The following is a 21,710-nucleotide window of genomic DNA, read 5'->3' as shown; positions in this document are numbered from 1 at the left end:
TCCCCATTGGTAATCCAACTTTACGAAGCCTTCTGCTTGGAACAACCGATCTTGCCAGAGCCTTTCGCCGATTAGAAGGATACCAGGGCGCTGAAGCAAGTTGGCAGGGTCTGTTACATGAACTTGGGCCGCAGTTGTCATGATTCGGCTGAGGGGTCTTGCTGTTGCGCCCATTTTCCACGCCTGATTCGACCGAAAAACTCATCCGATACTTTGCCCGAAACCAGAGAGTGAGCTGCATTCGCTCTGACCGGGTCGTGCGAAATGGAATTATCGAGGCGTGAGCGAGTAGTCTCCCGTAAGGATACGGAGACGAACTTTAGTATACTTTAACGCTCCATTTCTGTTGCGATACACGTAGCAGGATTGCTAATCCACAACTAGCAAAAGCCATAACGCCGAGGGCGCCCCAAGAGCGCCTCGTTGGGAGCGGGGGACACTACACATTGCCAAGCGGAGCGTTGTCTCCTTCGGAATGGGAACGCCGTCTCGTCGTTCACTATTTGAGATCCGACGGAGCGGCCGGCGGAGCCCCTCTTTTCTTTCTCGACGCCACCCCTGCGGAGCTCGCTATCGCCTCGGGAATTGAAGGGATTGGGGATCTTGAGGCCCAGCAAGCCTTCATCGCCCATTTCAACCCGTCGAATATTGAAGCCTGGTTGTCGGGAGAATTTAGGCCTCCCCTGAGGGACGCCGAGAACCCGACTTATTTTCGTTATCTCGTGCTCACCTGTTTGGTTTCAGCAACTGAAGCCGGCGCTGGAAGCACCAAGAACTTTCGCATTCGTCTAGGCGAACTGTTGGGTACGGATAGCCCATTCAATTCCGTCGACGGGGTGAACGAATTGTGGAGAGCCCTGGTTGATTGGTGCGACCGGAAGCGGGCTGCTGGAGAGCCATTCCGACGGATCGTTCTACCCCATCCCGGCCACGCAACGTTGATCGGTTGTGCGGTCCGCATCGCGTTTCCGTCGTGGGGTGATCGGAGCTCGCTCACGCAGATCCTAAGAAGGCTTTCACCGGCCATTCGCCGCAACCCCGAACGTCTGGTCGAGGAGCTCGCGCGGCCGAACCATTCCCATCTCATGCCGAGTGCGGTAGCGGCGGCGCTGTCCGACTTCGCCGCAAATATACGCGCGCGTCGTCGCATGCTCTTAGGGCATAGATTCTGGCGGCTCGTGCAAAGCATTGACGCTCGCCTTCTTGCTGAAGATCCCGATGCTCGACGAGAACGTTGGCGGTTGGATGTTCGCTTCGGGGGATATGAACAAGACGAAGTGGCCGTTGCGCTTTTTCGAAGCAGAGGTTCGATCGGCGACGAACCTGCTTGGCGAGGTTCGATCCAACAGCTCGCGGAGCTCAGCCCTTCCAGCTTGCCGATTGAATTGACCGAGGGACTTCGCCAGGGAGTACTGATGCTCACTGAAGCTCCAGGTGCGGTTTGGTCGATGCACGAGGGAGAATTTGCTGAGGATTCGGTTGTTGTTCTGCTCGCGCGCACCGAAAGTTTAGCGATCAAATGGGCTCTAAATACGAGTTGGCGGCCGCTTGAGGGTAGTTGGCTCGTTTCAGGAAAGTTGGAGCCTCTTTCCTTGACAGAGCTTCGACGCCGTCTTGGACTTGCGCCAGCGACTGGAATCCGCCTGATCGATCTGATATTTGGCGGCGGAGTGAAGACGGGTCGCTCGACTTGGTTGGGGCGACCCTCAATTCTCCCGACCGTCAACGCGGTTCAGGGCTGCACGCTCACTTTGGATAATCTTGGGACGGTAAAGGGATCACTTAGTCTCGCCGGTCGAGGGCCGACTTGGGAATTGGTGGCTCACGAACCGGTCGCAGGGCGATGGCAAGTCCGTGCCGTTGAGTCGAAAATCGAGACGGACAAGATAATTTGTTTGGAAGACGAGGTTCCAGAACGCTGGGACTTTCCAGTCGAAGATTCGACTTTTGAATCGGAGCGCGATTTGCTCAGCGCGAACCGAGCGCATGCAAGGACGCTCTCAACCGGATTACTCAAAACAGAGCCGGTCGAGTCCATATTGTGGGACATTCTTGAGGCCGTTTATGCGAGCCCCAAGAGCGGCTGGGCTGAGAATGAGCTCGTCGAAATACTGCAACCCGTGTTGCCAAACCCGCATTTCGTGTGGGATTTTCTGCGGAGTCTGGCCGAAGCCGAGTGGTTGGAGCCATTGGTCTCGAAGTCTTGGCGCGCGCGGAAGTGGCGGCTGCGCAAGCCCTATTTGGAAGCGGTCGCCACGAATCTGGCTATCGTGCGAGGGGCGGTTGGAGCGGCCGCGCGCCGCCGTCTGAACGAAGCTGCTGTCGCCGGAAGCACCGATGTGATCGTGCGCGCTGGCCTGTCGGTGTGGGCTCCGCCCATGCTCATTGTCCGAGGGGATGTCGAATCCCTCTCAGCCGATCTCGGCTGGGGTGTTCAGCAATACCAACGCCCGCGCGTTCGGCCTGCCCCCAATTGTTGGCCCCCTGAACCTAGATCGGCCAAAGGTCGGGTTCTTGGAGGAATCTGGAAATTCGACGTTGGTCTGTTTTTGCCGGCCGACAAAGTTGGTCCTCAGGAAGGAGCCGTTCGACTCGAGCGCCTCGTTAGAGATCGCGGCGATGACCGGGACATCTATAGGGTCACCGCAAACGAAGACACGTTTTTGACCTCGTCACGCACGGTGGCCATTCTTGAGGCGCATCGCAGACGTCGCGATCCGCTGTTCGAATTGGTTTCCGACCGCTTCGTCCGTCGATCTCGTAGTGGTCATCTGCCAACGGCTATTGCTCGGGCGCTTGCAATCCGTTGTTTGCGAGCATCTGGTCCAGCGTTACGCCCGGATGGTAGTTGGACTTATCTCTATCCGTCGGACGCCGAAGCGGCGCTCTGGGTCGCACGAATATTGGGATCGGCGATTGGGATATTTGGCGAACGCAGACGAAAGCCCTTTTTTGAGCACGTAGTCGAGCAGCGCCGACTAGGTCGACGCCCATCGTGGTATCAAGCACGGAACTAGAGCGGATACGAATGCAAGTCTATCTGGGGCACCCTGCCTACGATCCTAAACCCTACACGCGAATCGAACCAGTAGCGCAAGCGAAGGACGGCTGTTGGCACGTTTATTCCAACTGGAAGGCGGCGCTCCCAACCGAAGGTAAGGTGTTCGCGCGCCGTCTAAGTGGTTTCCGGGAGGGAGATCCTCTGACATTTGAGGTCGAGCCGAATCCGCGGACTGATACCGGGCCCGATCAATACATACTAACAAACCCGCGGGCCGCCCTGGAAGTTTTGGACCTTCGGTCTGGTTCACCGGAAGATGCTCGTCGCACGCTGGTGGAACGCGGACTGGAGTCCATGTTGCCGGCTACGGACGCTATCGTGGCGGCCCTCAAAGGGGACGTCTGTGTTGTCCTCAAGATGGAGCAGCATCCCACGTTAGGTCGTTGGGTGGCCGCTATCGATCGCCTTGAGGCTCTTGAGGCTTACGTTTTCGAGGCGCGCCTTTTCGGAGGCGATCGGATTGGAGGCCGCTGGATAGCTGTCCCGGGGGTTACCGTCGGACCACCCGCTGGTGTTTTCAACTGGTGCCGAGATTCTGATTTTCTGGACGCTGTACTCAAGCGATTGCGTAAAGCAGTTCAGCCAGTCGATGGTTCGTTGACCCGCGCTCAAATCTCTCAGCTAGTAACCTATCTTTCCCGAGCCGAAGTTCTTCCCGCTGACGGCGCTGAATTGAGTTCGTTTCGCGAGCGCCTGAAGTCGTTCGTGCCCGAGCTCGTTCACAACTTGGCTGTGCTAGAGGAACTGGTTGACCTCCTCTGTGCGTTGCGCCCGATCGAACTGCAGCTTGTTTCCCGGCGGGAAGAAATCGAACTAAATTTGAGACGAGAGCTCCAACAGCAGATACGGCAAGAGGTCGAGCGGGAAATGGAGCCGCTGATCGTTGACCGAGATCGCCTGGTTTCCGAAGTGTCGGAACTCTCGGCGAATGCCAGCCGCGAGAGGATGGAGGCTCAGCAAGCAAGAACCGATGCGGAACAGGCGAAGCAGACAGTCAAGGACGAGCTGTCGTCCCTTTTGTTTCAGCTCTCTGACGCACCAATTGGCGCGCATCAAACCATCCGGGTGCTAGCGTCCAAGCTTGGAGCACGGTTGAGAGAACAGGCGCACGAGTTCGGAATCCTGGCCGTGCCGGGTGCGCCCTGGACGAAGCCCGACTTCGCAGAACGACCTTTCCATGAATGGCCGGAGTTCGGTCAGATTTTGCAAAGCAATGCGGTGCGCTACGGTTACGATTTGACAGAACTAAGGTTGATTGATGTCGCAGCCCGCTCGGGCGAGTTGGTGGTCCTGCCTGAAGATCGAGCGGCCCGCTTGGTCAACTGCTATGCGGAAGCGATTTGTGGGGGCGACGTCGTGCGCCAGACTCTTGACCCCGCAATTCTAAGCGTCGATGACCTGTGGCAACACTCAATCGCCTCTCGACCCACAGCCTTCGGCCGCGCATGGGCAGCTGCGCAATTTGATTCAAGTCGTTTTCGAATCGTTCTGTTGGAAGGGCTGCAGCGTACGCCGCTCGATTTGTGGGGGCCGACGATGCTGGACCTGCTGAGAGGTCCTCATCGACCTCCCAACCTTCTCGTCTTCGCGTCGATCGGCAAATCATTCCTGGATTCAAGCCGAGTTTGGCGGGGCATGGACAAATGGGTAGTCGCCGTCTCACCGACACCCCATGCTGGTCTAACGCCCCAGCTACTCTCTTATGTATCCAAGCGCGCGCCTGCGTACGCGTGTTTCAATGCGACGTCGGTGCCCGTGCCGACGCGAGATGATCTCCTTGCGACACTGACGGAATTCGAGCACGACTTGAACGAAGTTGGTCTTCAACGACTAGGATTGATCTATCGCGCGGCTCTAGCTCTCGGGACCGACGTTGACGCGAAGGCTTGGGCTGTTGCCTGCGCCGACCCGGGACAAGGGGATGTGCAGGTCGCCGCGTGCCTTCGCAAAGGTACAGAATGGTTGCGCGAACTGCTCGACAATGAACAATAACCCTGGGGAGTAAACGAGATGCTGGATCCTCTTGGCGGCTTTGAACGAATCCGCGAGCTCTACATCTCCTATCTTGACACCGCGTTCCGCATGCGAAGATCGGCCCTGACCCGCAAACGGCAGGAGCTCCTCCGATCGCCGGGAACGCTTGCTACTCAGCCTTTTTTGGAGCCTGTGCCACGGTACAAGGCTGCGCAGCATGCGCTCGCCGATTTCATCGACATGACCGAGGGAAATCCGCTTGATTGTCTCTCTCGAGAAGGGCGCCGCGCCTTCGCCGAACTCGCAGTTTCCGGCCTTTTTCCCGGCGAGGCGGGAGATAGTGAGCTTTTGAGACGTCACAAATTCAAGCCCTATCAACACCAGGTAGACATGCTTGCTCGTGGGGCCAGGCGAGGCGCCCCGGGGATTGTGACCTCTGGCACGGGATCCGGGAAGACCGAATCGTTCATGCTACCGATCCTGGCTACAATCGCGGACGAGGCTGTTCGTTGGCCTGCTCCGCGCAGCGGGTTTCTTGCGGGGTCGTGGTGGAAGAATACACCGACGGAATTCCAGTTGCATCGGGAGGATGAGCATCCGAATCGACCCAAGGCACTTCGCGCACTAATTCTTTATCCGATGAACGCGCTTGTCGAGGATCAACTCACGCGTCTTCGAAGGACCTTCGACTCTCCCGAGGCGCAGGAAGTTATGGATCGACGCTTTTCCGGGAACCGCATCTTTTTCGGGCGATACACCAGCGCGACGCCCGTAGCTGGCCATCTAAGGCACCCTCGTCGTTCACATTTGCAAAAAGAACAGGATGGCGCCGCGCGGCGAGTCAGGCGAGTTGCTGACGCGATGAGCACATATGAGGAAGATCAACGAAAAGCTCGGAGCCACGACCTTGCTCATCCTGACGACGATCCGACTCGCTACCTGTTTCCGTCGGTGGACGGTGCGGAGCTCGTGGCGCGATGGGACATTCAGAGCACGCCGCCCGACGTTCTCGTAACGAACGTATCGATGCTTGGCGCCATGCTCTCGCGAGATGTCGAGCGGCGGATTTTCAATGAAACGCGCTCCTGGTTGGAGCGAGAGGAGAATGCTTATTTTTTCTTGGTGCTCGACGAACTTCATCTAATCCGAGGTTCTGCCGGGACGGAGGTGGCCGGTCTCATCAGAGTTTTGCTGAACAGGCTCGGCTTGGATCGTCCGGAGACTCGCCACAAGCTGCGTATATTGGCCTCAAGCGCCTCGTTACCGCTCGAAGGAGAAGGCCGGGAACGAAGTCTCAAATATCTCTATGATTTCTTTGGTCCTCTGGGCACATATGCCGAGCCCGGCTCGGAAGGCGCTGCCTCGAAGAATGCTTGGTTGGAATGCGTGGTATCCGGTGAGCCGGAAATCGACAGCATAGACACCGCGCTTCCCCTGGACGGCGTTCCGTTTCGGACATTGGTGCAGGTGGTATCTTCCACCGGGGGCTATGCGGGCCGCCTCGCGCGAAGCGAAGAACTGGACCGGGCCGTTCATGAATGTGTGAAGGTTCTTTTGCCGGCAGAGCCGCATAGCGATTCGGCTCAGGCCGCCAAACGTGGCGTGGAAGCCGCCGCCGCTACTTTGGCAGCTGGGTGTCGATACGGTGATGGCACAGAGTTGCGGGCCACGGCTATCGACGTATTAGCGCTACGAATTTTTGGTTCCCGATCCGACGAGGCCTTGGATGCGTTGCGTGGGTTGACCTTACTGCGTGGTCTCGGGGAGCGATTGGAAGCTCTCTATTCCACGAAGACGCGGGACGGTGTGACCAGTTTCCGCCAACATGTATTCATTCGTTCGGTGGAAGGTCTGTTCGCCACACCTGTCAGTCAGCCGAGCGGCGACATCGAGTTCGATGGTGTGACTGTCGAACGTGGGACCACCTATGCACGCGAAGGTGACCACGTGCGCAGGGTATTCGAGCTCGTGTACTGCGAAGCTTGCGGCGAAGAATTCATAGGCGGCCGGCGTGGGGAGCATCCAGCAAATCTTGGTATCCAGGTCGAACTTCTGCCGGCGTCGCCTGACCTGGAGTCTCTTCCTGAAGGCGGTGTGGAAGGTAACTATGAGGACCTGAGCTACGAGGACTTCGCGATCTTCTGGCCATCACGACGTCTCGCGAAGCGTGGAGACAACCCCGATGAGGCCTGGCCGGAAGCGGTGCTGGACACGCGTAACGGTCTAGTTAGTGACGCCGGTGCGCCGGGAGTCGACCGGATTGGGGGCCGAATATTCAAGGTGCCACGAAAAAATGGGGGGCGCGAATTGCGCCGCCCCGGCTCCGCAGGGCCCAATTGCTGTCCGGCCTGTGGCGCCGACTATTCGGGTCGCAGCTTGAGATTTAGACAATCACCCATTCGAAACTTTCGAGCTGGTTTCGCGAAAAGCTCTCAACTCGTCGCGACCGAAGTATTCGAGTTACTTCACGCCGGCGGAGACGAGGCCAAGGCAGTGGTCTTCTCTGACAGTAGACAAGATGCGTCCCGGGCAGCACTCGACATCGAACGACGGCATCATCAGGATAGCCGTCGTCAGATGCTGCTTGAGGCGTTGCGCGAGGTTGCGTCAGCGCCCATTGAATCGGAGGCTGATCTCAGATCGAGGCGAGCCGAAGCGTCTGCGCGAGACGACGACATCGAATTTGTGCGACTCGGTCTCAAGCTTGCTCAGCTGAAGCGGCGCGGTGACGTGGATCGCATCCCTCTCGTCTCTGTGGTCGAACGGGTTCCCACTGCGGACGCGCCGCCGACACGAGAAGCCGGACCCTTGTTGTCGAAGATGGTGCGCATTGGAATGCACCCAACTGACGAGGTAGGAATCGGAAAGATTCCGAGCCAAGGACAGCTCTCGGCGCAATTCGAATGGCAGAATCTTTTCGTCGAGAAAGGAAATCGTGTCGATTGGATCAGTCAGGGCGATAGCCTCGCGCTTGTTGAGGCAAGGCTATCGGTCGCCAGAGAGCAAAGGCCACTCGTCGACGATGTGCTTTTTTCCAAGACGTATTTCGCCCTTGAGGAGACTGGATTAGGGTACCCAAGCCTGTTTCTGAAACAGGAGGAACGGACCGACTATTTCGACGCATATCTGAGAGTGTTCGCCGACGCTTATCGTGTTCTCGGCAACAAATGGGTCGAACGCAACGATCGGAAGAAGGATTGGCCGGACGCCCACGCCATCAGAAGCGTCCGCGTCTCGGAGTTTGCGGCGGCAAGCGCGGGAGGCGATCGAGTGCCGGAGCTCGAGGCGGTGTTGGCAAAATTCGAAGCTCTTGGACATAAGAATGGTTTCATCGAGCCCGAGCGGCTCTACGTGCGGCTCGTGGCGCCCGATCATCAATTTTACGAATGCACGAACTGCTCTCGGGCGCATTTGCACCGCGGCACGGGCGTCTGCACCCGGTGCCAAGAGCCGCTTCCCGTCAAGCCAACAGGCCCGGTCAGCGAACTGCGCAAGCGCAATGTGCTTGCGAAGCGCGTGGAACGGAGCACTGCGGAAGGACTTGGCGCGTTCCGCCTACGATGCGAGGAACTGACGGGCCAAACTCGATCGCCCGCCGAACGCCTCCGTCGGTTCCGGGGGATTTTCGTGGATGATGCGGGAAACTACGATGCCTCGTTGGAACGTAAAGCCAAGGAGATCGACATGTTGTCGGTCACGACGACGATGGAGGTCGGCATCGATATTGGCGCATTGCAGGCGGTTTACCAGGCCAACATGCCACCACAACGCTTCAATTATCAGCAGCGCGTTGGCCGCGCCGGTCGTCGTGGGCAGGCCTTCTCACTCGCGGCCACGCTCTGTCGGAGTCGTAGCCACGACCTTCACTACTTCGCACATCCCGAAGCCATCACGGGAGATCCGCCACCTCCGCCATTTCTGACGATGGACCATCTCGCCATTCCGCTTCGCCTCTTGCGAAAGGTATGGCTCACTGCCGCCTTCACTACGTTGCGCGAGGCGGCGGGGACGAACTGGCCAGGGGATGACGCCAAACCCGACATTCATGGAGAATTCCTGCCCGCCGCCACGTTCTATGATGTTGATGCTGATTGGTTCCGTGCGCTCGCCGAAGCTCTGCGCACCACGGAAGAGGTGCGCACGAGCTGTGCGCGCGTTCTTGGGCTTGGTCTCCCCGGCCGAGAATCCATTCTTCTCGGAGAAGCCACGATCGAGAAGATGATGGAGGAGATCCGGAGCCGATCCGAAGTGGGCCAGAACCACCCCGGTGGCCTCGCCAGTTTCTTGGCGGAACAAGGGCTCCTACCAATGTATGGCATGCCAACTCGCGTGCGAGACCTGTATGTCGGAGTGGATTCGAACGAGCTGGGCGAGCCGGACTGGGACACCATCGATCGCGAAATGGATTTGGCGATCTATGAGTTCGCCCCGGGACGCTCCCTCGTTCGCGACAAGCGTAAACACACGTCCATCGGGTTTACTGCTCCGCTTGGCCGCATTCATGTCGATAAGCAAAATCGAGCGCGCTTGCTGTCTGGGAGTAGTGCTGTGTGGTGGGAAGACACCGTCCATATCGGTATCTGCTCGCGTTGTGGTGCGACCAATACCTCGCCCTCCCGAGTCTTCGAGCCTCAACCCTGCGGAGACTGCAAGGAGATCATTATTCCATCCGCTTTTGAACTGTACCACGTCCCAGCGGCGTTCAGGACCTCCTTCGAGCCAACCCCGGTTGATCAAGATGAGGAACGAGGTCTTGCGTTTCGACGTGAGACCTCAAGCGAAATCGAAGACCTGGAGTCCACACCAGTCCAAGAATCCAACATGGCGTTCGGTACTGGCGCCGAAGCGGCTGTCATTCGCCGTAACCGGGGTCCAATCGGAGACAGCGGCGAGCCCGTAGGATTCCCCGTCGTTGGAGTTTCGCAGAAGGGGTTCAAGGTCCAGGAAAGCCCGGCCATTTGGATGAACAGGCTGACCGACCAAGCAATCCTCGCAGAGGTGGCAAGCGATCCGAAACGTTGGGAGCGGGCGACGGATACCAACGCCTTACCGGCGGACCCGGAAACGGTTCGCTTGATGTCCCGAAAAAGGACTGATTCACTCTACCTGCTCATGCGGTCGGTGCCACGCGGGCTTTCGTTCGATCGTGTGGGCAGTCGCGAGCCACATGCGATCAGCGTGCGAGCAGCAGCCATCTCGGCGACGCAACTGATCGTCCAGCGCGCTGCGCTTGAAATGGACATCGGACCCGAGGAGTTTGAGGCTCTCGAGCCGCGACTGAGGAACGGACTTCCGATGCTGCAGATCGCCGACTTTCTCGTGAATGGCGCCGGTTTCTCAAGACGCCTTGCCGCTCTCGACGACGGAAGTCGCCCCATGGTTACTCGGTTGCTTGATTCATTGGTAAATGATCCCAGCGATATGCTGGTCAAGGCGTTCTTCGAGGAAGAGCATCTCGAGACTTGCGCTAGATCATGTTATCGCTGCCTTCAACGATACAACAATCGGGCTTACCATGGACTTCTCGACTGGCGACTAGGTCTCGGCTTCCTCCGCGGAATGTTGGATCCTTGTTTCAGGGCAGGGCTCGACGGGCGCTTTGCAGTCCATCCCGAACTCACGGATTGGCCACGCCTGGCTGCGGAAGCTGCTGAGGAGGTTCGTCGCCTTGACCCCGACAACCGACGCGTTCTGCCCTGTGGCCCCTTGGATCTGCCAGTCTTGATCCGGCGCTATGGGGGAGGGACAGAGGCATTCGTCATGGTGCACCCGTTCTGGAGGCTCGACGAGACCTCGGTATCAACCGGAGCTCTGAGCGAGACGGTCAAAGCTGCGCCAGCTGACAGTGTTCATTTCGTCGATACCTTTGATGTGGCTCGTCGCCCGGTGAAGGCGATTGAACATGCACGGAATCGAGTTCCAGGGCTGCCGTAGTAACTAACCATAGCTTGTGCTTTCAAAGGGTGACACGCCGTAGACTCGCAACGCTGTGGAATGATCGCTAGCTACACTCCGTACCACTCTGAAAAATCAGGACCGAATATATTGCATTCGCTTAGGTAATACGCAGAGCGCGTTAAGCTGAGAGTTCCTGGACCTGAGCTCGAAGCTTTCTTAGAGTGGCGTCCAACGTGCTGGCGCTTGTTTTGGCCGATAGGGACTCTCGGCTCTGTCGTCCGAGGAAGTAGGAGATCCGCTCAACGTTTGCCACCCTGGGGTGCGGCAGCCCAGCTAGGACTTGCTTTCGGCCCAACAGCCCTCGCCTACATAGATACTCTATTCGGCAGATGTAGCGGCGGCGATTGTCGAAGAGTAACGATCGAGAGACTTATATTGTTCAAGTGCATGGATAGGGGCTCCGATTCGTTTCGTCGTCTAAGGTCGATTGAAGCGTCGAGTACGACGGGCGGCTGTCACCAGCCGACCATTGTCTCCGATCACGACGTAGACGTTTAGCCACGGCTCGACGTGGCGCAGCGAGCGACGAACGCCAAAGTGCTTTTCAAGCCGTCTGATTGCAGCCCTTCGAAGAAGAGCCTATTGGCTCCGCCACACCGCATCTCCGAGCCGAAGCATTCGAGCAGCTCCACCATGAAGGGAGGGATCGCTCGTTACTGAAGCCGCACTTCAGCGTGACTGCAGCTCATTGCCCGGCACCTTCGGCGGCAGCGAGCCCAAGTTCCTGTGCTGATCGAGGCCGAAAGCCAGCTGCGCTCACGATGCCCCAGTTGCCAGCAGAATTGGGACGCCTCCAATAAGCGGTCGGCTTCATCCGGGCGAGCGCATCCAAAGCTTGGCGGTAGTCCGCGAAGGTAGTCTCCGCCCCCTTCGGTACTTGCCGCCGCGCAGACACTTTGCTGGATCGAAGTCGGTTTGGTCGCTGGCGAACGGAATCCATAGGATTTCTCCCTGCAGCGCAGATTAAGCCTCCGCGGGCGAAAACACGTCGCCCGACGACTGATCCCAAATGGAGGATTCGAAGTCACCTCGGGCGTTAAGCCGATTAAGTGCACTGTTTGCGGTGATCCTTCCGTCCTTCACTTCCAGGCCAGAGCCGCTCGAGGCTGCGAGTCCGACGGTTTTCGTGGCCTAAATTTTTTTGCTAGCTCTAAAATACGGCGAGCCAGGAGTCGTCGCGCGACTCAATGATCGTATCAGGTGCCTGATGCTGTGGGACGGCGAGCTGCGCTAACCTTTTCGAGACAGCTTGCTCGAGAAAGCGGGAGAGCGACCGGCTAGTGACAACTTTGCGGCCTTCATTCTCTGTAAGCACCGACGGCACACTTCCAGACAATGCTGACAGCAGAGCGCTTGTGAACACTGACTCGCCTTCAATCTCGTATGCTGGCTGTGCCACGCTGGCGGCGAAGAAGCAATCCACCTTGCTCCTGATGCCTGTGCCTGTATCCCGCGAGACGTTCGGGAAGACGAGAGAACCCATCGGGCGCCCCGGGGCTCCGGCCGACGCTGCGATCGTGCGCGACGTGTCCGAAATAAAAACGACATGTGGGATGTTCGAGTCGTGTGCCAGCCGCACGTTTTGCTCGACACTGATGGCCTCATTGAGGTCCCGCTCTGCGTCGGAGAGCAGCCACAGGTCTTCCTGTGCCATCTTGATGCCGTGACCCGAGAAGTACACTATGATCTGGTCGAGATCGCCGCGGAAGACGCAGGTTGTAATGGCCTTGCGGATTTCGCTGACGCTAACGGATCCATTCTCGTCGGTGAACAGCCACACTTGCTCGGAAGGCATCCCCTGGTTCTGGAGCGACCATTGAGCGAATCGGTGCGCGCCTGAGACTGCGGCCCTAAGAGGGGGTAAGTTCGCAACTCGATCGACTCCGATTGCGATCACGGCTCGCCGGTTGCCGCCCGCAGAAGCCGGACGCGGCGGCGGTGCCGTTGTCGGACGTTCGGATTCAGGAGCTTCTACAATATCGAGACGATGAAAAAGCACCTCGTCGACCTTCGAGGCGGGAGGCCCTAAACGCAACTGAGACTCCAACCGATCGAGCTGTGTGACAGGCCCGGTAGCTAGTGCACGGACACGGCCGTCGCGCAGGCTTTCAACCATACCCTCGAGTCCCAGTGCTGCATATTGCTGCTGGACGAAAGCGCGAAATCCGACGCCTTGTACGCGGCCGCTGATCCAGTACTCCCGGCGCTCCGGTTTGTCCAAGATCCTCTGCCTGCGCTCGAGTGCAATCTCCATTTGTCGGATGATGCGCTGCAATGTCGCGACATCGATGGCGGTGAAAGCATCGCGCCGTCGGTCTTCCACACTCAGAATCCAAACAATTTGTCCGAATTGCCGAATTGGAATGCATAGAGCCGACCCAACTTCAGGTGTGGTCCGCAAATAGTGCCTGGCGTCATCACTGTCATCATCAACGTCGTTGAGAATGACCGGCGCGCTGCGCCGATAAGTCAAGCCCAGCAGACCCCTATCGAGCGGTTGGGTGTAGCCGGGTCCAACCCCGGTCGCGCCGTATATAGTGGCTTCGGCAAGAGCTCGGAATATCTTGAGCGATTTATTTACTTCAAAAATTGAGATGATCTCATAAGAATAGAAGCTTCCAATGTCGGTAACTGCGGCCTGAGCGATATCTGTTGGATTGCTTGTCTCCATCTTTTTCGACAAGCTGGCAACGAACAGGTTCTCCGCGCGCTCCGCCGCATTGAACAGCGCTGCGAATGCCTCATCGCTTCCGAGCAGCCGCAGTATGCTCAAGGTCTCGCCGTTGTAGGTTCCTCGATCTTTCGATAGCAGGCAGATCCATCCCCTGATCTCTCCCTCCCGGCGCACTGGCTGCGCAATCACCGAGCGGTATTCGGAAACGATCGCAGCTCTCGCATCCGGTGCATCAAGCAAGTCCAATATCGCGCTGGGAACGTCTCCGAAATCCGTTACCCAAGGGTGCGGCTCCTCCATCCAGCTGATAACGTCAGCTGGCATTCGTAGCCAGCGCGCGGTGTGATGCGTGGGCGTGCCAAATGCACAGATCGCACGCGAATATTTTTGGTCTGACGAAACTATGCTTGCACTTGCTTCGTCGAACTCGACAAAGCGCTTTATTGCAGTCATCATTCGGTCGAATAGCGTATCGAGATCGTACCCCCCCGCCACCAAACGAGCGATCTCGGCGCGGCCCTTACTGAGTTCGCTATCGGTTGGCAGTCGCTGTGTCGGCCTCGCCGACCGTGTGGGCTTGCTTGGGCGGCTAGAAGCCCCTTCCGACAGATAGTCGATCAAGGTCGCCGCGAATGCCGTGAGCCATTGTGATTGATGGCCAGAAAATGCCGAAAGGCGTGCCGACTCGATGTTGAGCACGCCGATCGTCGCGGCATTGCTCCCGACGATCGGGATTACGAGTTCCGACCGTGTCGATGGCTCTGCCGAGATGTATTCGGCATCCTCAGTGACGTCAGGAAGGTGGACCACCGTGCCCGTACGTACTGCCCGCCCGATCGCGCCGTCCCAGGAGGCTTCGCTGTACTCCACCTTGGGCGCCGTGACACGACTCGCGGCCAAGATGATCAGATTGTTCTTCACAGTGAAGAGCTGGCAATAGCCGGTGTTCGCGATTGCATCGACGACTGCCACCGCAAGCGTCGCGATGCGATCGTCCGATTCCATGGTCTGCCAGACCGATTTCCACTCGTGTGCAGTGCCCAACAGTTCGCCTTGACTGGGCCAGGTTTCAGTCTTGTAGAGCATCAAGAGTTCGCGAAGCCGCGTTGACTGCGCTTCGGACAACATTCCGTGCGATACGCCAGAACCGAGCGCGTCGCTCAGCGCTTCGGTTATGCGATCGAAACGGTTGGTTGAAATCGTCGCTCCGAGCCGCTTGGCTTCGTCGGCAAACCGCGCGTCGCGTACTCCTGCATAGATTGCGAAAGGCAGATTTAATCTCTGACGTACACGCTTTAGCAAGTCGAAGCCGGCGCGGTTCCCCTCCGGACGTCCGAGATCCGAGATAATCGCGTCGAATCGGTGCTCTGAAAGAGTTTGCAACGCGTCCGCGGTCGAGAGTGCCAAAGTCACAAAAACGTCGTTACGCGCCAGAAATGCACGCTCTGTAATGTTGTTCGCTGGACGATCATCAACCCAGAGAATCGCGGTGTCGCGCAACGCGATCGATGTTTGTTCCGGTGCGGCATGTTCGATCGCTTGCGTGTCGTCGTCGAGCGGATCGCGGAGCTCTGATGTAGAGGCGTCGGCTTGCTCTCCAGTTGCCTTGCGAAGAAACGTCGCGCTTCGCGCTGCCTGCTCGATCAATTGAAGAAGCGTATCGATGCGATTTGTGCCACCGAACGCGCCTTCCGCAACAGCTCGTTCGCGGCCTGTGGCGTTGTTCATCGCACTGGCAGCGAAGATGATGACCGGAGTCGTGAGCCCAATCGCTCGCAGCTCGCGCAAGAGGTCGTAGCCCGCTACATGATTGTCATTGCGCGTCATATCACTCAGGATCACGTCGAACTGACGAAGGAAGGGGTGTTGCAGCGCTTGTTCCGTGGTCAGCGCGTACTGGATCGGCTCGGCACCTCCCTGCTTGAGCATTGCAGCCGGGCTGGCGTTCCCGGCGGGATAGTCATCCACCCAGAGGAGGCGCAATCCGAGGAAGGCCATCTCTTTCAAGCGATCGGCGAGATAGGCTGCGATTTCTGGTCGAAACTTGAGCCCGGTGGGGGTCTCCGCAACGAAGCGAGGATCCTTGACGAAAGGCCACAGGTCTGGCCGCACATCGTTGCTGGTGAGCGTAATCTCCGTAGCGGCGAGGCGTGCGATCTGGCCCAGCAAGGGCCTGCTCAATACTTCGAGCGCCTCAACAGCTTCCTGCAGGCTCCAATCGGGAATCGGCTCGCGACCGCCCCGTAGGGCGGTGGTCAGGTGCGCGAATGCGCGAGCCCAGGCCGGCAGCTTGATGCTGCCTTGCTCGTCGGCTAGGAGGGCGGAGAATTGAATGTTGCGGCCTGCGATAGTGCTCAGATATGCCGAAAGGCGCTGATCGAGCGCGTTGGCTAACGTGGCAGCATCGACTCTGCGGAGTGAGCGAAGAAGATGCGGGCGCACCGCACGGTTGATTTCGAAGTACGTGGTCTCGCTGGTTTTGTCATTAGCATCCTCGCTGCCGCGGGCAACGACCACGCCGCTGAGCATCAGCTCGGCCAAAACCGTAAAATCCGTTCGCCCTTCCTGGGTCACTTCTTGAACGAGCCGCGCGACGGGTAATGTGAAGGGGGCGCTGGCAAGCATGACGGCAAGGTCGAAAGCCGCGACGGATCGTTCATGCAAATTGGTGAGCGCGCGGGCGGGTTCTATCCTTTCCGGCAGGAGTTCGGCGACTTCAGCATCTGACAAAGCGTCGGCCGGATCGATCAGGAACGCTTCACCGCCCTGGCCTAATCCCATCTGCATTCGCGACCATGCACCAAGGGCCTGGGGTACGATCGGCACCACGGGCAGACGAAGCACCCGCGGCTGCGAAGGATCCGGACTGCCCCGCCACCAGAATGTCTCCATGTCCAACGCCTCTGACGGACTGCCAGGACGGCTTGCGCGCGCGAGCGCCTGTGGCTCGCCCAGCAGCGTGTAGGTCCAGCGATGCCGGGGCAGCAGATGCAGCAACACGAGGCTCCCAGCCGACCAGGACTTCAGGAGACTGGCGTAGATTCCGTCGACCCAGTGCAAGGAGTCGCCGTGACTTGCAAAAAATACAAGGCGGCGCTCATCGCCAGTGAGAACCCGTGGCGAAATCAGAGCACCGGCGGGAGTCTCGAGCCTCGCCTTTCGTGGATCGCGAGGCTTGGCATGGTCCAATCGAAGACGCCAAACGCGCACGAGTCGGAAGGCCCCGGTCTGGCGCAGCAGATCGGCGAACTCGCGCAGGGGCGCGCCCCAGACTTCGACCGCCGGCTCGTCCTCCAATACAATGTGGGCTTCGTACCAACGCTCCTGTCGAGGACACAGCACCGTAAAGAGCCCGTCGCCGAGTACTAGCCGCAGCTCAGCAGTGAGTTCCGCCGTGCGCTCTTCATCCAATTCGAGGACAACCTTCGACGGCCGACGTTGTCGAAATGGCTTCAACGCACGCGCCACAGCAAGCCGGTCGGGGAGTGTTCGCGCGGCAGGCAACAGAATCGGAGATGCAGTTACGGTGCGATCTCCCGACGCGACGTCGCCACGGGCGTAGAGGCCGGCGTGAGCTTGTGCACCGTCGCTGCTTTCTGTCTGGTCGTCTGAAGGCTGCTTCCGCTGCGGATTATGATCGCGGTTCTTGCGGTCGTCGGCCTTCTCGCTGCCGAAGGAGGATAGTCCGCGATGGATACCGGGGTCATCACGTAGGGTGTCGTGCCCAGGACTGACTGATCGAGACGCGCTGCCAAGGTCAAGATTGCGACCGAGGCTCGCGAGCCAGAGCGCGTCGAGCACATTCTCCCAGCTCGCATCGAAGTCGGCATCACGTAGGATCGTGATGAAGTCCGCGAGCTTCTGGTCAGCTTTGGCCCTCACGCGGCCCCGCCACTCAAAGGTCGCGCAAGGGCCGCTCGGACGGCCAGCAGCTCATCATTGCTGAAACTGCGGGCATCTTTGTTCCGCATCGCTACCGTCAGGAAAATCGAGTTGAGCAGTTGATCGGTCGAGACGTCGTTCTGTTGACGATCTTTTAAAAAGTCATCAATTAGCGTCTTCATCTCTTCGCGCTTCTCATTCGAAATGAACTTTGCGAGATGTGCTTCGACGATCGCGATGAGCTCGTCCTTCTCGGGCGGATCGATCTTTAACCGCACGCAACGCCGGAGAAACGGCGCGGGAAATTCGCGTTCGCCATTCGAAGTCATGACGACAAACGGGAACTGCTGGCTCATCAAGCGGCCTTTCTCGATCTGTACGCTCCGACCGGTCGCGTCTTTGACGGTGACCAACGGCCGCCCTCCGAGACGCTGAAGCTCCGGAATGTCGTACTCGCCATCCTCGATCACATTCAGGAGGTCATTTGCAAAGTCGAGGTCCGACTTGTCGATCTCGTCGATCAAAAGCGCACGAGGGCGGCTTTGAGCCGTAAGCGCGGCGCCGAGCGGACCCAGGGTCAAATATTCTTCTACCGGCGGGTCGATCCCCTTGCCCGCCTGCAGACGTCCAACCGCATCGTACTCGTAGACTCCGCCTCGTACCGTGGAGCGCGAGCTGACCGACCACTTCAGGACCGGTCCAAGCTTGAGCTCGTAGGCAACCTTGCTGATTAGCGTCGACTTTCCTGTCCCGGGCCTACCCGTGAGGAGCAAAGGCCTTCGTAGATAAAGGGCGGTGTTGACCGCAATGATCATCGCGTCACTCGGCCGAAACGTCGTCGCTTTGGAAGCCGGTGCTTTCAAGTCGAGATCTTCGTTCGGCGGACCGATTGCTCCTATAGCGCGCGCAAATCGCCAGGGCGGCGGATCTGGAAGCCCGTCGAGCCCGTTATGTGGTTCTCCGCGTCCGCGAAAGATCTTCCAATCCTGATTACTCATCCACTTTCCCCGAATGCTTGGCGAACGGTTGGAATGCCGGCTGATCCCATAGCAACGATCCCGAGTGCACGACTCCTGCATCGGCAATGCGCTTTTGCGAAATGGCCTGAGGCATTTCGGCAAGCGTGCCCAAACCGCGCACGAGCTCCGTCAGAGGCTGTTCGGGATCTGGTTCCTCGTCATCATGCGGCCAGTAAAGGTATGGCGCTCCGAGTTGGAGCAAGCCGTTCAGCACTTTTTTACCCGGGGACCCGTCGGGACCTGGTTTGATCGCCGTAGCCGCGAAACATAGTATGGGTTGTCGAGGTAGCGATTGCCCCGGCCTGCATGGTGTCCAGCACAGCGCTGATACAGACAATTTGCTTATGGAGTTGAACCGCTCGACCCACGCGCGCTTTGCGGCGCTGGGCGTCGGCTTGACCCGTGGACCATGGTGCAGGATCACCGCGTGCTCCTCGCCAAGCTGAGAATTGTCTTGGAGCCCAGGAAGGCGATGGAAGGGCCAATCGAACGCGACCGGCTCGAGCACGAAATGGACCTCTAGATCGTTAGCAAGTTGATCGGCGTGAAGTTTTTCCAGTACCGAACGGACGGCACGCCCGGTGTCACCCCAAGACCGAACCGGAATTGGGCCGAAAACGCGACCCTGCACCTCGGTTAGGTCGAGATTTCGTAGGAATGGCTGCAAATTCCTGAGCTCCCCGTTCGAGTCAGTTTGAACGTCGAAGATCAGTAACTTGCGACTCTCTTCAGCCGTAAGCTCATACTGCGCATCGCGGATCACGGCTTCCTTGGCATAAAGCAATAGCCAGTCCTTCAGCGCGGATTTGTGGTTCGCGGCGGATGGATCGCCACAGAGTCGAAGCACGAACTGGACAATCGCGTATGTTGCGCGCGGGATACGATCGCCCACGCTGTTGAGTTCGCAAATCATGCCAGCGATGCCCTGCGCCAAGAGGAGGCGATCGTTCTTCAAGGCTCTGGCTGTCGCGAGGAAATGACGCTCCAAGGTAATGCGAGGAATACCTAGTTCAGTAACCAATTCGATCAGGCCGTCGGCGATCTGGTCATCGCTTTGGCGCGCGATGCCAACAAATCTCTCGTAATCGTCTGTTTCTGTGCCGACCGAGAGAAGGAAGCGATCGAGTTGGGAGCCGTCCAATTCAGCATCGAGCCGTGTCTTAAAAGCTTCTAGATTCGGATAACCGGCAAACGTGTCCAGCGCCTTGAGCGCGCAGTAAGTGAAGGCGCCTTGTCCAGTCGCGGCGATCGCGAAGCCGCCCTCGGGCGTGGCAAAGAAAATGCGATGGCGGCACGGAAATGCCTGGTCGATCTCGTAAGATGCGGGTTCTACCGGTAACCTGCTGTTCGTGCCGCATACATCGAGGAGTGCTAACATCCGCCGTAGACCGGGGTATTGGTCGGTCCGTAATTTTCGGAAGAAGAGTGATGCGTTGAACACGCGGTCCCGCAGGATTTGAGTGTAATCGGAGCAAAACAGAAGCCGCTGCCCCTTGTTGTCGGTCATGCCGTGGCCTGACCAGTAAAAGAGCAGCGCGGATCCGTCTTCCGCGTTAGGCAGCTCCTCGCGCAAGACGGTGTCGATGTCGCGCAGGGTCGTTCCTCTTATCTGGACGCCCGCTTTTTCAATCTCCGCCGTCACTCCTGCGCCGAGCGCTGTTGCGAAGAAATAGATGTCCTTCGGCGCAACGCCGATCGCGAGTGCCCATTTTGCGACCGCAACGGCATTAGCTGCAGGGGCCAGCACCTTCATGTCGTCGAGCTTGTACTGTTCGATGCCGACGATCACCGCGCGGATGGTCATGCGATATCCTCTTCAACTCACCCCTCAGCTGGCCGCCATCGCCTCAAGGACGATCTCCCGGAACTCGGTCATGTTGGGACTGCCGAAACCAACAATTCCTCTTTATCGGCAATCTCGTCGTTGCTGGTCAGGAGCTCGAAAACATAGCGTCCGCGCCTGAGCAGCGGTCCCTGGATCGAGAGTCGTTCTAGCCCGTTCGCCCGAGCTTCAAGCGGGATGTCTACGACCGCCGCCAACTGGTCCCCTCCGATATCTCTTTGCACGCGGATGCGCGCTCGCAGCTCGGGCTGGGGCAGCATGGTAACGACGATCTCGTAGTGCGCGTTCTCCTCGATCGTGCGCTCGCTGAGCGAAAGGTTCAGTGCGGTCTCCTCGGCGCCGAACGTCGCGATAACCGGTTCGACCGGAATCGCGCCAAGCAGCATTCCGACGATCTTGTGCGTAATCGACTTCTGCGCCACACCGAGATGATTGGCCTCCACATAGGCAGTCTGCACCCGAAGGGCGGATGCGCTCTGTATCGGCACCGTACCATCGCCCGAGCTCTTGACGGTGACCGGGACCGCCGAGTCGTGGTCCTGGTCAAGTCGCGTGACGGTCTCGTGAGCGGCACTGGCCACGGCAAAATAGCGGCAACCGTGCGGACGCCGCGTAGGATCCAATCGCGCCTGGAAGGTCGTGGCGGCCGCCAAATGGTCCGCATTGAGCTTGTAGTTGGCGACGACCGCCGAATCGAAAATGCTGATCGCCTTGAATGGAGAAGGATCGTCCAGCTTCCAGATTGGCAGGAGGGCGGCGGAGGGGAAGAGCTGAAAGCACGCCGGGAAACCGGTTGCGGCTGCGATTCGGCTGAGCTGCTCCGCGGAAAGGCCCATGGTCGAGCCCCCAACACCAACAGCTCTCGCGAAGGCGAGTGGCGCGCCCTCGTGCGGCGTTGCCAAAAAGACGGCCATCTTGACCGCGTCTGCCCAAGGCTCGGCTGCCGTGCCGCGCCTTTCGAGACAGCCGCGCGCCACGAGGCCGCCCATCGAATGACAGATCAGCTTGATCTCAACGCCGGCGCCATGCTGTTTCACAAGGTCGGCCAGCATCTGACTGAACTGGTCGGAGAGCTGATTCAAATCGCGCCGCCAGTCGTAGTCGAATTTCACGAAACGCCGTCGCGCGTGTGTCTCGGAATATCCAAACCCCTCGATCGCCTTGACGATCGAGCCGTAGACGTCGATGCAGACGCTCTCGACAACGCCACCTGCCTGAAGATTCGTCTGCAGAAGCTTCTCGATACGCCGATAGCCGCTCATCGCTTCGATCGGAGTCGGCGGCCAAACCTCCTCACCG

General features: G+C 58.7%; 7 protein-coding genes. 3 read left to right on the top strand and 4 right to left on the bottom strand.

Annotated elements, in window-relative coordinates; genetic code table 11:
- Positions 1-446 precede the first annotated feature (446 nt).
- Genes AC0L3A_RS22705 through AC0L3A_RS22695 form a run of 3 tightly spaced genes read left to right on the top strand, consistent with a single transcriptional unit; the run spans position 447 to position 10,969 of the window.
- Entirely contained in the window at positions 447-3,017 is a 2,571-nt protein-coding gene (locus tag AC0L3A_RS22705) for a hypothetical protein (RefSeq protein ID WP_473255218.1), read from the top strand.
- A gap of 11 nt (positions 3,018-3,028) precedes the next feature.
- Positions 3,029-5,053, top strand: a complete 2,025-nt coding sequence (locus AC0L3A_RS22700; RefSeq protein ID WP_473255217.1) for a hypothetical protein — start codon at positions 3,029-3,031, stop codon at positions 5,051-5,053.
- 18 nt (positions 5,054-5,071) lie between these two features.
- Entirely contained in the window at positions 5,072-10,969 is a 5,898-nt protein-coding gene (locus tag AC0L3A_RS22695) for a DEAD/DEAH box helicase (protein WP_473255216.1), read from the top strand.
- Positions 10,970-12,143: 1,174 nt separating this feature from the next.
- On the opposite strand, the gene AC0L3A_RS22690 is transcribed toward AC0L3A_RS22695, so the two are convergent.
- The 4 genes from AC0L3A_RS22690 to AC0L3A_RS22675 form a co-directional block, all read right to left on the bottom strand.
- Positions 12,144-17,549 (bottom strand): SAV_2336 N-terminal domain-related protein, encoded by a 5,406-nt coding sequence (locus tag AC0L3A_RS22690; protein ID WP_473255215.1) that lies wholly within the window; start codon positions 17,547-17,549, stop codon positions 12,144-12,146.
- A complete protein-coding gene (locus tag AC0L3A_RS22685; protein WP_473255214.1) occupies positions 17,546-18,547 on the bottom strand; it encodes an AAA family ATPase in 1,002 nt (333 codons plus the stop codon). Before AC0L3A_RS22685 ends, AC0L3A_RS22690 begins: the two co-directional genes overlap by 4 nt.
- Entirely contained in the window at positions 18,540-20,372 is a 1,833-nt protein-coding gene (locus AC0L3A_RS22680; protein WP_473255213.1) for a VMAP-C domain-containing protein, read from the bottom strand. Before AC0L3A_RS22680 ends, AC0L3A_RS22685 begins: the two co-directional genes overlap by 8 nt.
- Positions 20,373-20,440: 68 nt before the next feature.
- Positions 20,441-21,673 carry an esterase/lipase family protein gene (locus AC0L3A_RS22675; protein ID WP_473255212.1) on the bottom strand — a complete coding sequence of 411 codons (1,233 nt, stop codon included), beginning with the start codon at positions 21,671-21,673 and terminating at the stop codon, positions 20,441-20,443.
- Between the last annotated feature and the right edge of the window lie 37 nt (positions 21,674-21,710).

The organism is Bradyrhizobium sp. MI1.3, from assembly GCF_055811695.1.
Note: the sequence above shows the minus strand (reverse complement) of the source record. Positions and strands in the feature narration are given on the sequence as shown.

What these genes read in the sequence shown, in the direction of transcription:
- AC0L3A_RS22700 (WP_473255217.1), top strand. Translation starts at nt 3,029, where the DNA reads ATGCAAGTCTATCTGGGGCACCCTGCCTACGATCCTAAACCCTACACG.
- AC0L3A_RS22695 (WP_473255216.1), top strand. Translation starts at nt 5,072, where the DNA reads ATGCTGGATCCTCTTGGCGGCTTTGAACGAATCCGCGAGCTCTACATC.
- AC0L3A_RS22685 (WP_473255214.1), bottom strand. Translation starts at nt 18,547, where the DNA reads ATGAGTAATCAGGATTGGAAGATCTTTCGCGGACGCGGAGAACCACAT.
- AC0L3A_RS22680 (WP_473255213.1), bottom strand. Translation starts at nt 20,372, where the DNA reads ATGACCATCCGCGCGGTGATCGTCGGCATCGAACAGTACAAGCTCGAC.
- AC0L3A_RS22675 (WP_473255212.1), bottom strand. Translation starts at nt 21,673, where the DNA reads ATGAGCGGCTATCGGCGTATCGAGAAGCTTCTGCAGACGAATCTTCAG.